The sequence below is a fragment of the Acinetobacter sp. NIPH 542 genome, assembly GCF_000369825.1.
In the GTDB taxonomy this organism is placed as follows: domain Bacteria; phylum Pseudomonadota; class Gammaproteobacteria; order Pseudomonadales; family Moraxellaceae; genus Acinetobacter; species Acinetobacter oleivorans.
The window spans coordinates 882,001-894,110 of record NZ_KB850206.1 but is presented as its reverse complement, the minus strand read 5'-3'; the positions used below and the strand labels follow the sequence as shown (position 1 = coordinate 894,110).

The 12,110-nt window shown below is 40.2% G+C and carries 14 protein-coding genes; 7 read left to right on the top strand and 7 right to left on the bottom strand.

Annotation, left to right across the window (positions count from 1 at the left end; all coding sequences use genetic code 11):
• The first annotated feature begins 278 nt into the window (after positions 1–278).
• On the top strand, positions 279–1,466 hold the full coding sequence (locus tag F886_RS09730; RefSeq protein ID WP_005304361.1) for an MFS transporter: 1,188 nt from the start codon (positions 279–281) through the stop codon (positions 1,464–1,466).
• Positions 1,467–1,473: 7 nt separating this feature from the next.
• Here F886_RS09730 and F886_RS09725 read toward each other — a convergent pair whose 3' ends face one another.
• Entirely contained in the window at positions 1,474–2,067 is a 594-nt protein-coding gene (locus F886_RS09725; RefSeq protein ID WP_005304360.1) for a GNAT family N-acetyltransferase, read from the bottom strand.
• A gap of 42 nt (positions 2,068–2,109) precedes the next feature.
• Positions 2,110–2,745: an FMN-binding negative transcriptional regulator gene (locus F886_RS09720; RefSeq protein WP_005304357.1), complete on the bottom strand. Its 636-nt coding sequence runs from the start codon at positions 2,743–2,745 to the stop codon at positions 2,110–2,112.
• A 115-nt stretch (positions 2,746–2,860) separates the two neighbouring features.
• On the opposite strand from F886_RS09720, the gene F886_RS09715 reads away from it, so the two are divergent.
• Positions 2,861–4,351 (top strand): MocR-like pyridoxine biosynthesis transcription factor PdxR, encoded by a 1,491-nt coding sequence (locus F886_RS09715; RefSeq protein ID WP_005304354.1) that lies wholly within the window; start codon positions 2,861–2,863, stop codon positions 4,349–4,351.
• Positions 4,352–4,358: 7 nt separating this feature from the next.
• Here F886_RS09715 and F886_RS09710 read toward each other — a convergent pair whose 3' ends face one another.
• Both F886_RS09710 and F886_RS09705 read right to left on the bottom strand, forming a co-directional pair.
• The gene (locus F886_RS09710) at positions 4,359–5,048 is read right to left on the bottom strand and encodes an LrgB family protein (protein WP_005304352.1); all 690 of its coding nucleotides are present in this window, start codon (positions 5,046–5,048) and stop codon (positions 4,359–4,361) included.
• Between the two features lie 12 nt (positions 5,049–5,060).
• Positions 5,061–5,492: a CidA/LrgA family protein gene (locus tag F886_RS09705; RefSeq protein WP_005304349.1), complete on the bottom strand. Its 432-nt coding sequence runs from the start codon at positions 5,490–5,492 to the stop codon at positions 5,061–5,063.
• 110 nt (positions 5,493–5,602) lie between these two features.
• Here F886_RS09705 and F886_RS09700 point away from each other — a divergent pair, with 110 nt between their 5' ends.
• The 3 genes from F886_RS09700 to yghU all read left to right on the top strand — a co-directional run bounded on the left by F886_RS09700 (position 5,603) and on the right by yghU (position 8,130).
• On the top strand, positions 5,603–6,508 hold the full coding sequence (locus F886_RS09700) for a LysR family transcriptional regulator (RefSeq protein WP_005304346.1): 906 nt from the start codon (positions 5,603–5,605) through the stop codon (positions 6,506–6,508).
• A 113-nt stretch (positions 6,509–6,621) separates the two neighbouring features.
• The gene (yfcF, locus tag F886_RS09695) at positions 6,622–7,248 is read left to right on the top strand and encodes a glutathione transferase (RefSeq protein WP_005304343.1); all 627 of its coding nucleotides are present in this window, start codon (positions 6,622–6,624) and stop codon (positions 7,246–7,248) included.
• 33 nt (positions 7,249–7,281) lie between these two features.
• Entirely contained in the window at positions 7,282–8,130 is an 849-nt protein-coding gene (yghU, locus tag F886_RS09690; protein ID WP_005304341.1) for a glutathione-dependent disulfide-bond oxidoreductase, read from the top strand.
• 67 nt (positions 8,131–8,197) lie between these two features.
• Here the strand turns inward: yghU and F886_RS09685 are convergent, their stop codons facing one another.
• Positions 8,198–8,605, bottom strand: a complete 408-nt coding sequence (locus tag F886_RS09685; protein ID WP_005304339.1) for a DUF2000 domain-containing protein — start codon at positions 8,603–8,605, stop codon at positions 8,198–8,200.
• A 154-nt stretch (positions 8,606–8,759) separates the two neighbouring features.
• Between F886_RS09685 and F886_RS09680 the strand changes: the two genes are divergently transcribed.
• Positions 8,760–9,362 (top strand): LysE family translocator, encoded by a 603-nt coding sequence (locus F886_RS09680; protein WP_034591051.1) that lies wholly within the window; start codon positions 8,760–8,762, stop codon positions 9,360–9,362.
• 47 nt (positions 9,363–9,409) lie between these two features.
• On the opposite strand, the gene F886_RS09675 is transcribed toward F886_RS09680, so the two are convergent.
• Together F886_RS09675 and F886_RS09670 are read right to left on the bottom strand one after the other, a co-directional pair.
• On the bottom strand, positions 9,410–10,228 hold the full coding sequence (locus tag F886_RS09675; protein ID WP_004793004.1) for an AraC family transcriptional regulator: 819 nt from the start codon (positions 10,226–10,228) through the stop codon (positions 9,410–9,412).
• Positions 10,229–10,288: 60 nt separating this feature from the next.
• On the bottom strand, positions 10,289–11,191 hold the full coding sequence (locus F886_RS09670) for a LysR family transcriptional regulator (RefSeq protein ID WP_005304332.1): 903 nt from the start codon (positions 11,189–11,191) through the stop codon (positions 10,289–10,291).
• A gap of 125 nt (positions 11,192–11,316) precedes the next feature.
• On the opposite strand from F886_RS09670, the gene F886_RS09665 reads away from it, so the two are divergent.
• The gene (locus F886_RS09665; protein WP_005304329.1) at positions 11,317–12,054 is read left to right on the top strand and encodes an SDR family oxidoreductase; all 738 of its coding nucleotides are present in this window, start codon (positions 11,317–11,319) and stop codon (positions 12,052–12,054) included.
• Positions 12,055–12,110 lie beyond the last annotated feature (56 nt).

Below are 12,110 nucleotides of genomic sequence, written 5' to 3'. Positions count from 1 at the left end.
ATTTGAGAGAATAGACATATTAAATGTCTTAAATAAATAGACTTATTTAGAAAAATTGGGGCTTCAATTGTTTTGTATCAAACTATCAGATGATAGAATATTAAGTCTGATTATTCAGCTGCAATTACTTGATAAAAAATAGTTTATGCCAAAGAAATATTGTTATAACTACCACCAAGAACACCTCAACATTTTCAAGCTGAGCTGTTGATACTTTCTTCTTATATAAAAACTCAGCACCCAAACTCATCGATTAACACATATAATTAAAGGCTCTCATGCTTCAAAATACGATGCATCGCCAAGTTCTTATTTTGGCGAGTTCTCAGTCACTTTACCAAACCGTATCGATCATGGTCATGACGATTGGTGGTTTGGCTGGGGCAAATATTTCTAATACACCGATACTTGCAACTTTACCCATCGCATCTATGTTTTTGGGTACAGCCTTAATGATGTTCCCTGCATCAATGTTGATGGCACATGTGGGACGGCGTAAGGGTTTTCTTTTCGGCGCTTTTTTAGGTGTAATTGGCGGTATTATTGCCGCCATTGGTATCTTTTATAGTTCACTTATTCTCTTAGCCTTAGGCACGTTATGTATTGGCGCATATCAATCCTTTGCCCAGTTTTATCGTTTTGCTGCCAGTGAAGTAGCAGATGATGCATTCCGTTCACGTGCTATCTCTTGGGTTATGGCAGGTGGAATTGTTGCCGCACTGATTGGTCCGACTTTGGCGCGCTTTGGTGGCCCATTATTTCAACATTTAGAATATATCGGTTCATTTTTAATTATTAGTATCATTTCACTTGTGGCAATGGGCATTTTATCTAGCCTACATATTGCCAATACAGTTGAGCAAAAATCTGATTTTACTGCTGGTCGCCCATGGCAAAAGATTATTTTTCAGCCTACCTATTTAGTTGCTTTGTTTGGTGCCGTAACAGGCTACGGCATCATGATTTTAGGTATGACCGCAACACCCATAGCCATGCGACATTCACATCATGAACTAGGCACGATTACAACCGTCATTCAGCTTCATGTGCTTGGTATGTTCCTACCTTCATTCTTTACTGGACATTTAATCGCCCGATTTGGTGTGCTTAAAATCATGTTTGCCGGTCTTATATTATTTGCTTGCTATATTGGTTTTTCCCTCTCGGGTATTCAGTTCGCATCTTTTGCAATCTCACTCATTTTATTAGGTGTGGGTTGGAACTTTTTATTTATTGGTAGCACGTCTTTGCTTACCGGAACGTATACAGCGGCTGAAAAAGCCAAGGCTCAAGCCATTAACGACATGACTGTTTTTGTTGTCGGTTTAATTTGTTCTTTTAGCGCAGGTGCTTTACTCGATTTATTTGGCTGGGAAGCAATGAATATTGCTTTAGTACCGTGGTTGGTTATTGCAGGGGTTTCTCTTTTTTGGTTAAGCCAAAAAAGAGAAAAGCAGCTTATTTAAATCATTCCTAACGCGGTTTATTCAACATCCATTCCAGATTTTGGTGAACCGCAGGCCATTCATGTTTTAAAATGCTATAAACATGGGTGTCTCGCAAAATATCATCTTTCACAATTTGATGGCTTCTCAGCACACCATCAAGCTTTGCTCCCAAACGCAGAATTGCAGTTTGACTTTGAACATTTAAAGAAGATGTGCGTAACTCAACCGCAATACAGTTTAAAGTCTCAAATGCATGAGCCAACAATAGCTTTTTACACTCGGTATTTACAGGCGAACGCTGTGCAGACTTACGGTACCACGTCGACCCAATTTCTACACGGCGATGGGCTTCTTCAATATGCATTAAAGTTGTCATACCTAACGCCCGACCTGTTTTTCGGTCTTCAATATAAAAAGGCAACATAGAACCAGAATTTTGCAAACCGAGACGTCTTTCAATTTCAGCAGTCATATGTTCAGGTCTTGGCACACGGGTATACCAAAGATTATAGAGTTCCCCATCACAAACAGCCTCCGCCAGTAATTCAGCTTGAGTTAAGTCTAAGGGCTTTAAAATAACGTGCTCACCTACCAACTCAACAGGTGTAGTAAAAGACATCTTTGTCTCCTCAATTGATATTAAAGTTTTATATTTTCAAAATTATTTATTTAACTCAGCCACACTATACATAGCGTCTGCTATGGTTTGATGACCAGATTTCGATAGGCCATCTGCCGCGCCCAAAATGTCTCGACGTTCTTTGTTTTGCCCAAGTTTTGATTTGCCTTGCAGCCTGGTAATTTCAATCTCAATACCTACAATGGCTTTTAACATCGGTTCAAGATAGTCCTTTGGTGCATCGGACATTTTCCATGGTTCAGGTTGAGATGTTTCATGGGTACGAGTTAAACGAGCCACAACACCACGGACGTAACGTTCATCATCTCGAATGGTTACTTTGCCATAAGCATGCACAACCCTATAGTTCCATGTCGGTACTTGTCTGTGCTGTTCATGTTTGGATGGGTACCAGTTTGGTGAAATATAAGCATCGCCCGCTTGAAACACGACCAACACCTCATCTCCATTTTTAATGTCCTGCCAGACTGGATTAACTCTAGACACATGCGCACGTAGTACACCCAATTCCCCTTCGCTTGCCTGTAATTCAAATGGAAGATGATTTGCATCTAAGCCATTACCTCCATGAGTAAAAAGCACACCAAATGGATATTCGGTAATAAGAGAATGCAATACGTTCAAACGGTTTTCTGCATAATCATCGGGGATATACATGGCTCAAAACCTCGCTGTAAATATCAGGATTATTTATATTTTGTGTTGTAAATTTTCTGGTTTATGTGGTTTATTAAAAAGAACCACTTTGTATTTTTTTAAGTAGACCAGAATTATGGCAAGAATGGCAAAAGTTGTTGAACTTCCGTCGATTGCAAAGATTAATAAAAGCCAAGGAAAGATAAGTGCTCAACTGACCCAAGCTTTGCGTGAAGCTGTACAAAGTGGTGATTTACAGCCCGGCGATCCGTTGCCTTCTTCACGTGAATTGGCTCTAACACTTGGGGTCGCTCGCGGAACGATTATCGAAGCTTACGATCAGCTTTTAGCCGAAGGTGTGTTTGACTCTCAAGCACGAACGGGCACCTATGTGTCTCATGCTTTAACTAAAAAAACTACGCCGCAACATTCTCAAAAAGAGACCACACCTAACTCAATCCCTTTGACGAAATCGGCACGTTCTTATGCCCAAGTGCTTAAAGAGTTTAAACCACTTCCTCATGCCCCTTTTGCAGTATCTGTCCCGATTGCCCGTACCCAACCGAGTGATATTTGGCGTAAGTTTGGTAATAAATTTAGATCTCGAGGTGCTGGTGCTCCTTCGGGTTATGGCGAGCCTCAAGGCGTTCTATCACTCAGAGTTGCTATAGCAGACTATGTACGCCGATCACGCTCTGTCCACTGCGAACCTGAACAAATTGTAATTACTCCCGGTATTCAGCAATCACTTTATATTTGCAGCCAGATTTTATTTGAAGTAAAGGATGAAGTTTGGATTGAAGATCCAGCTTATCGTGGCACCACAGCCATTTTTGAACATGCTGTACAAAACATTCGGATGGTACGTGTTCCTGTCGATGAAGAAGGCATTCAGGTTGAAACTGGGATTAAGCTTTCTAAACATGCGCGTGCTGCTTTTGTGACACCATCTCACCAATATCCACTTGGCATGCCGATGAGTCTAGCAAGGCGTACGGCTTTATTGGCTTGGGCAAAACAGCAAAATGTATGGATCATTGAAGATGACTATGACAGTGAACTCCGTTATAACGGTCAGCCCTTCCCATCGTTACAAGGTATGGCACCCGACCAAGTCATTTATCTTGGGACTTTCAGTAAAGTCCTATTTCCATCACTTAGACTTGGCTATGCCGTGTTGCCTAAAGAATTGGTGGCACCTTTTTGTGGGCTAAGAGTATTAATTGATCGACACCCACCTGCTGCCGACCAGCATGTTTTAGCTGCTTTTATTCAAGAAGGTTATTTAGAGCGGCATATTCGACGGACTCGGAATGTCTATGCAGAAGTTCGAGAATACATTATTGGCTTGATTGAAAAATACATACCTCAAGAACTGGCTTGGTTACAGCCGGGCGATCAAGGCATGCATATGGTGTTATGGCTTGCTCATCATATTAATGACATTGTCGTTGCAAGCTCGGCAGTCGGTGCAGGCATTGCGATTAAAGCAATTTCACCGACATTTTCAAAAGAACAACAACGTCCGGGGTTAATTGTTGGCTTAGGCGACTTTGAACCTGAACTGATGAGACAAGCCATCAAAAAACTATCAAAGATTATTCAACAACATGACAAGCCGACTTAGATATAGCCTACAACAGCAACCATAGATGAATGGCAAATGGCCCAATCAATACCATTAAAATACCAGCAATAACCATGGTCAAACTGGCAATTACACCTTCTTCACTATTGCGCTGCTGTGCTCTAACTGTACCAAAACCGTGGGCTGCATTTCCGAAAGCTGCCCCATTTGCTACATTAGAACGGATTTTAGTAATCGCTAAAATTGCATCGCCGCAAATCATACCAACCAAACCAGTAATAACGGTAAATAGTGAAACCAATGCTGCCGAACCGTGAATATCTTCCGCTAAAATCATGGCAAATGGTGTTGAAATAGAACGTGCCATTAAACTGTTGGTCACTTCTGGGCTAAAGTGGAACCACTGTGCCATTTCATAGGCAGACATCACACCTACACTCATCCCCACAATAATCGCAATCGAAAGGACCCCCAGGTTTTTACGAATCGTTTCCCGATAACGATAAATCGGTACAGCGAAAGCAACCGTTGCTGGTCCTAATAAATTAACAATCCACTGCGTATCTTCAGCATATGTTTGATATGAAATTCCAAAAATCGTCATCAAAATAATGGTGAGTACAGGCACGCTAATCGCAGGCGATAACCAAAGTTTTGGATTTTTCTGATAGATTTTCTTTGCCACAACATAGGCGACCAAAGTCCAGATCAGGCAAAGAATTGACCAAATATTCATGTCATTTGCTCTTTAGATATGCTTATGTTGAAGACGTTTTCGAGCATGCAAATAAGCTTTCAAACGATTGTAATAATGAATCGTCAGACATGTACTGAGCATGACCGAAATGGTCCCAACCGCAATGCTCAAGACAATTTGCCAGCCTTCGGTCATAAATAAAGTTTTATACTGAACTACGGCGACTACAACGGGCACGAAAAATAGTAACAGTTCACCTAAAACAACGGTTGCTCCCATTGCCACCTGATCCATTTTGATAATTTTAAAGAACAGGCATAGAAGCAATAAAAACATACCTAAAATGCCTGCCGATACAGGCACACCGAGTTTTTGATGTAAGAGATATCCGACCCACCAAAAACCAGCCAAAATCAAAATTTGTTTAACTAACACGAACAATGATGGTTGTGTGGGTGTTCCAGAAGCAGATTCAGTACTCATTTTTCGAGATTAAATGGTTAACTACACCATTATGCTAGCTTGGTTAAAGCTGCTAAATATGAATTATTCATGTTAATATTATTCTAAAATGGAATAATCTATTCTTTATTATGCTTTCTCTAAAATCATTACAGTGCTTCGTTACATTGGTAAAAACTAAAAGTTTTACCCGTACTGCTGAAGAGTTGTATCTGACTCAACCGACTATTAGTAAAATATTACAGCAGCTTGAAGAGCAACTTCAGGTACAGCTTTTGGTTAAACCTGATCATGGCCGTAAAAGACAAATTGAATTAACTGAAATTGGAGAGCGGATTTATCAACATGCGATTGAGCTTCTTCAAGCAGAACAGAACATCTTTCTTGAAATTGAAAACTATCAACAATTAAAAACAGGAACTTTAAAACTTGGCGTTCCGCCTTTAGGCTCGCAGCTCTTAACGACTGCCCTATTTGATTATCATCAACAATTACCAGATATTGAATTGGCTTTTATGGAGGTTGGTTCACGCGGTATTGAGCAAGCTTTGCTTAACAATGAACTAGACGTTGGCGTTTTATTACAGCCTTTTGATGAGCAAATTTTCAATAGCATTGAGCTATGTAACTACCCTTTAATGGTACTTTTACGTCGTAATGCCACTTGGGCAACCCGTAAAAAAATAAATCTAGAAGAGCTACAACACCAATCATTTTTAATGTTTCCAGAAAATTTCTCTTTAAACAGTATTATTCTCGATGCCTGTAAGCAGCATGGTTTTTACCCAACCATTGCTTGCCGTACCAGCCAATGGCACCTTTTGGCAGATATGGTGTTACAACGCATGGGAATTGCTCTCTTGCCACAATATTATACCGACATGCTTGATCCTAGTTTATTTGCAGCGGTACCGCTTGAAAAACCAAATATTCAGTGGCACTTAGTCATGGCTTGGAAAAAGAATCTTCCTGTCTCACCAGCAGTACAGGCGTGGCTTAGCATTGTTCGTCAGCATTTTCAGCACATTAAGCCCTAACGTTGAAATGGCTTAATTCAAAAACCGATAAAGCTTTTCCACAAAAAAGCTACCCAATCTTGGATCAGCTCACTTAGACTAGATCCGATTGTTTTATGACATGGACAATAACAATGAATAATGAACATTTTAAGCTGTACACAGATTCAAAATTTCTAAGCCCCTATGCGTTTACAGTTTTTGTAGGGCTACATGAAAAACAAATTCCATTTGAAATAGCGACCATCAACTTAAACCAGCAAGGCCAGTTTGAAAAATCTTATGTAGCAAAGTCACTAACTGCCAAAGTGCCTGTACTTGAGCATAATGGTTTTACCTTATCAGAATCTTCTGCCATTTTGGAATATCTTGAAGAGCTTTATCCAAACACATCTATTTATCCAAAAGATATTCAAGCACGCGCAAGAGCAAGACAAATTCAGGCATGGCTCCGATCAGACTTAGTGGCACTAAGAACTGAGCGTCCAACCGATGTTATTTTTATTCAGCCCACCTCCACTCCACTTTCAGAAGAAGGCAAAAAAGCAGCCGAGAAACTTTTCTTTGTTGCAGAAAAACTTCTTGCGTCTGATGCCGAATTTCTTTTTGGTTCCTGGAGCATTGTAGATGCTGAACTTGCCCTGATGTTGCAACGCCTTATTCAAAATGGTGATGCTGTACCAGAACGTTTAAAAAACTATGCATTACAGCAATGGCAACGCCCGAGCGTACAAAAATGGCTTGCCTTGCGACATAAATAAATCCTTATATTTACACCAAACACGAGATAAAAAATGAGTGATTCAAACTATATTCCTCCACAAGTTTGGCAATGGACTGGAGAGAAAACCGATTTAAACCAACCTACCTCAGGTGCGCGTTACGAGCACATACTCCCAGTAGGGAAACATCCGCTCCAGCTCTATTCTTTAGCAACACCTAATGGCCAAAAAGTCACTATTTTGTTAGAAGAGCTTTTAGCACTAGGTCATCAAGATGCTGAATATGATGCATGGCTGATTAAAATCGGAGAAGGACAGCAATTTGGCAGTGGCTTTGTAGAAATTAATCCAAACTCTAAAATTCCAGCATTGGTTGACCATAGCCAAAACCCGCCATTAAGAGTATTTGAATCTGGCTCAATTTTGCTTTACTTGGCTGAAAAGTTTAAAGCTTTCATTCCAACTGATATTGCTGCACGTACTGAATGCCTTAATTGGTTATTCTGGCAAATGGGCAGCGCGCCTTACTTAGGTGGCGGTTTTGGACATTTTTATGCTTATGCACCCGTTAAAGTTGAATATGCAATTAACCGCTTTGCCTTGGAAACAAAACGCTTACTTGATGTATTAGATCAGCATTTAGCAAAGCATGAATATTTGGCTGGTTCTGAATATAGCATCGCTGATATTGCGGCGTTCCCTTGGTATGGTGGTCTTGTTAAAAACTGGGTGTATAACGGCGCGGAGTTTTTAGGGGTTGACCAATATAAAAATGTTCAACGTTGGGCAGATGCGATTTTAGCGCGCCCTGCGGTTCAACGTGGTCGTATGGTCAACCGTACTTTTGGTGATTTAGCTACACAGTTGCATGAACGCCATGATGCGAGTGATTTTGAGACCAAGACTCAAGATAAAGTTTAATCATCATTTTTAAACAAAACCCACTTTTGCTCAAAAAGTGGGTTTTATCTTTCTTCCAATAAAAATCTTATTGATGCAAAGAAAGACCCTTTATTGCTTTATCAACTGCTTTTTTAGGTCCTCTTAACGCCACTCCGACCAAATTTAATTGATTCGCATCGTCAGCCAAAAAAACCGCCCGATTATCTTCATCATTGCCTGTAGAAAACATGGCATGTACATAGGGAATTATCGTTAAATCTTGCTCAATTGCTTTGCGATGTGCTTTTTGTAGACCAGATAACTCCCCCTCAAATACCAACATCGGCTGCCCTAACATGTTGCCATACTCATAGCCATTCGCATCGATATAAGGTTTTCCCAACATTTCAGGTACAGCAGAGGCAATCCCCGTTGCCAAAAAAGCCACCACATTTAATCTCTGCCACGTCGCAAGATCATTACGGACAATCAGCGCAATTTTTGTGTCAAACATAAACCTCTTTCCTGAATCATAACTTTAACTCGCTCATCATGACTCATTCAAATTTTTCTGGTCTTGTACATTTGTGCAGGAGCCATCACAAACGTACAAGACCATAAAATTACGAGGCACTATGCTGGGTTGTTTTTGTTTCAGCAGATACGTTATGGAAATCTTTTTTTATACCTTGAGTATGATGTATAGCCCCGGTCCAGTAAATTTTATGGGACTAAACGCTGGGCTAACCGGCCAATTCAAAAAAACGATTTATTTTTTTATGGGTGTCGGCTGTGCAATGCTGATGCTATTCATGATTTTTGGATATATCGGTGCCGCAATCATTCCACAAAATGCCTTGCACTATATTGCGTTGTTCGGTGCGCTTTATACGTTTTACCTTTCATATCAAATGCTCAAGTCAGATATTGATATTAGTGATGAAGCCACTGAAGTTCAGGCACTTTCATTCTGGAATGGTTTCTGGATACAAGCTTTAAACCCAAAAGGAATTTTAGTGATTCTGCCTGTTACAACCATTATGTACCCGACAGCACATATCATTGGCGTTCAAATATTCTTGGTATCATTGCTCATTTCACTGGGTGCAGCTGGCGCGCCCTGTCTTTATTCTTGGGCAGGTGCAGTGTTAGGTAAAAAAATTAAAAATAAAATCTGGTTTAATCGTATAAACAAAGTCATGGGAATGATGCTGATTATCTCTGGCATATTTATGCTTTATGATTTTTTGAAAGGCATGAGCCTAATTTAAGATAAAGTCTATGTCAGCCTAAACAGGCTGGCTTTTAAATCACTTGTTTAAGAAGAGAGCTTATTAATCATTCGCCATCGGGCTGGAGTCAATCCAAATGCTTTTAAAAAATGACGTGTCATATGGCTTTGATCAAAAAATCCTGCAATCAATGAAGCTTGAGTTAAGGACTCTCCATACATCAAACAGGACTTCACAACTTCCAACCTACGCATAGTCATATATCGATGTGGACTTGTACCAAATAGCAGGCGAAAATCGCGTGAAAGACTCCAGCGGTCTCGTCCCACATTTTTTTCAATATCATCTAAAGAGATATTTTCATATAAAGAGGCATGTATAAATTCTCTAGCGCGCTCTGCTGCGACATAGTCATAAGAATGTGAGGTGCGTTGATTATTACCAGAAATTTCGTACAGTGTGGTTGCCAGATCATATAAAGCATCTTGTTTTTCTAAAGGATCAATATGTTGATCCATTCCCTGTAATAAAACATCAGTTGCTTTAAATAAACGGGGATCCTGACTCAAGCCATTTTCAAAAAATGGTAAAGGTTTACCTTTCATAATTTCCTGTAGGGTTGCAGGTTCTACGTACACCATCCGATATCTAAAACCATCTCGACTACCTGACTCTCCATCATGTTTTTCATCAGGATGTAAAACCATCGTCATACCCGGCTGGCTATGTTTCATCTCTCCACGGTAATGAAAGCTTTGAACACCTGTTAATGTTCGACCAATGGCAAAAGTATCGTGGCGATGTGACTCATAAGCATGATCGGTAAAAAAGGCTTCAATTCGTTCGAGACTATTAGGGTCAGAATTTCTAACAATCCAATCATTTGCATTGGGTAATTCAATCACATATTCACCAAAATTTTATATATGCTAGAGAGCATTCCACCTATACGTTATACGCTATCGTTATTTTGAAAAATAGCCTGTATATAACTCACTCAGCCAAGCGACAAAAACTCGTACGCGTGGCGAGAGCTGCCGATGCTGCGGATATAAAGCAGAAACTGACATCTTCGGGATTTGCCACGCAGATAAAACCTCAACCAACTGCCCGTCTTTTAACTCATTCGCCACATGGTAGAGAGGAACCTGAATTAAACCTGCCCCACGTAAAGCAGATAATACATAGTTTTCAGCATCATTTACCGCGATCCAGCTTTTCAAAAAATAATCTTGTTTCTTGCCATTCACCATTAATTCAAATGGATAATTTCGCCCGCCTGATGTCGAGAAAAAATTGACACAAGAATGTGATAACAAATCCTCTGGTTGCTGTGGTGTTCCATGTTTATTTAAATAGTCAGGACTTGCACAAATGACTTGTGGCATATCGACCAAATGCCTAGCAATTAAAGTGGAATCATCCAAACGTCCTGCTCTCACCACACAGTCTATCCCTTCCCGAATCAGATCAACCAAACGATCACCCGTACTAATTACAAGTTCAATGTCGGGATATAACTCGTGAAATTGGTCGATATTGGGTAAAACAATTTTAGTTGCATGTGCGCCTGATAAATCAACACGTAGTAACCCACGGGGCTGTGCAATTACATTACGTAAAGACGATTCGGCATCATCAAGTTCCGATAATATTTGTGTGCAGCGTTCATAAAATGCCTGTCCATCTAGTGATGGCCTTACATGCCGAGTCGTCCGCTCTAGCAAACGACAATGTAAATTATTCTCTAACTCTTTAATGGCATTACTTGCTGTAGCGCGTGGGATATTTAGCTGATCGGCTGCCTGACTAAAACTACCCAGCTCTACTATGCGGGTAAAAAGTTGCAAGGTATCAAATTTATCCATGGTGCTCGCTTTTAACCCTATCTATTATTAATAAATATGGAATTATCTTATCCAATTATGAAGATTTATCCCATATTTCTATATTATTAAAATAAGCCATACCTACTCAAACAGGCAATCTAAAAATGAATATTTCAAAAAAGACAGCTCTTGTTACTGGTGCATCACGCGGTATTGGTCGTGCTATTGCTGAACGCTTAGCTCAAGATGGTTTTTATGTCATTGTTAACTATGCGGGCAATAAGGTGCATGCCCAAGCAACTGTAGATCATATTATTGAGCAAGGTGGTCAAGCCTCTGCTATTCAAGCAGACGTTGCAAATGAACATGAGGTGAGTCGTTTGTTTCAAGAAGCAAAAGCCATTAACGGTCAATTAGAAGTTGTGGTTCATAGCGCAGGCATTATGCCTATGGCAAAAATTACACCTGAAGGTCTGCCAGACTTCGATAAAGTAATTCATACCAATTTACGTGGCGCGTTTTTAATTTTGGCGCATGCGGCCGAAACAGTTCCAGATGGTGGCCGAATTATTACGCTTTCAACGAGTGTAATTGCCAAATCTTTTCCTTTATATGGTCCCTATATTGCCTCGAAAGCGGGTGTAGAAGGCTTAGTACATGTATTAGCAAATGAGTTACGCGGCCGAAATATTACTGTAAATGCTGTTGCGCCTGGCCCGACAGGAACAGACCTTTTTTATAATGGAAAAAGTGATGAGCAAGTGGCAGCAATTGCAAAACTCGCTCCCTTGGAAAGAATCGGAACACCTGAAGAAATTGCCAGTGTAGTTGCAATGCTAGCTGGCCCAGATGGACGGTGGGTAAATTCACAAGTCATTCGAGTAAATGGTGGATTTGCTTAATTTTTAAAACCATATGGATTATTATAATCCATATGGTTTTTACCAAATGTTAAAAT

What these genes read in the sequence shown, in the direction of transcription:
- F886_RS09730 (WP_005304361.1), top strand. Translation starts at nt 279, where the DNA reads ATGCTTCAAAATACGATGCATCGCCAAGTTCTTATTTTGGCGAGTTCT.
- F886_RS09725 (WP_005304360.1), bottom strand. Translation starts at nt 2,067, where the DNA reads ATGTCTTTTACTACACCTGTTGAGTTGGTAGGTGAGCACGTTATTTTA.
- F886_RS09720 (WP_005304357.1), bottom strand. Translation starts at nt 2,745, where the DNA reads ATGTATATCCCCGATGATTATGCAGAAAACCGTTTGAACGTATTGCAT.
- F886_RS09715 (WP_005304354.1), top strand. Translation starts at nt 2,861, where the DNA reads ATGGCAAGAATGGCAAAAGTTGTTGAACTTCCGTCGATTGCAAAGATT.
- F886_RS09710 (WP_005304352.1), bottom strand. Translation starts at nt 5,048, where the DNA reads ATGAATATTTGGTCAATTCTTTGCCTGATCTGGACTTTGGTCGCCTAT.
- F886_RS09705 (WP_005304349.1), bottom strand. Translation starts at nt 5,492, where the DNA reads ATGAGTACTGAATCTGCTTCTGGAACACCCACACAACCATCATTGTTC.
- F886_RS09700 (WP_005304346.1), top strand. Translation starts at nt 5,603, where the DNA reads ATGCTTTCTCTAAAATCATTACAGTGCTTCGTTACATTGGTAAAAACT.
- yfcF (WP_005304343.1), top strand. Translation starts at nt 6,622, where the DNA reads ATGAATAATGAACATTTTAAGCTGTACACAGATTCAAAATTTCTAAGC.
- yghU (WP_005304341.1), top strand. Translation starts at nt 7,282, where the DNA reads ATGAGTGATTCAAACTATATTCCTCCACAAGTTTGGCAATGGACTGGA.
- F886_RS09685 (WP_005304339.1), bottom strand. Translation starts at nt 8,605, where the DNA reads ATGTTTGACACAAAAATTGCGCTGATTGTCCGTAATGATCTTGCGACG.
- F886_RS09680 (WP_034591051.1), top strand. Translation starts at nt 8,760, where the DNA reads ATGGAAATCTTTTTTTATACCTTGAGTATGATGTATAGCCCCGGTCCA.
- F886_RS09670 (WP_005304332.1), bottom strand. Translation starts at nt 11,191, where the DNA reads ATGGATAAATTTGATACCTTGCAACTTTTTACCCGCATAGTAGAGCTG.
- F886_RS09665 (WP_005304329.1), top strand. Translation starts at nt 11,317, where the DNA reads ATGAATATTTCAAAAAAGACAGCTCTTGTTACTGGTGCATCACGCGGT.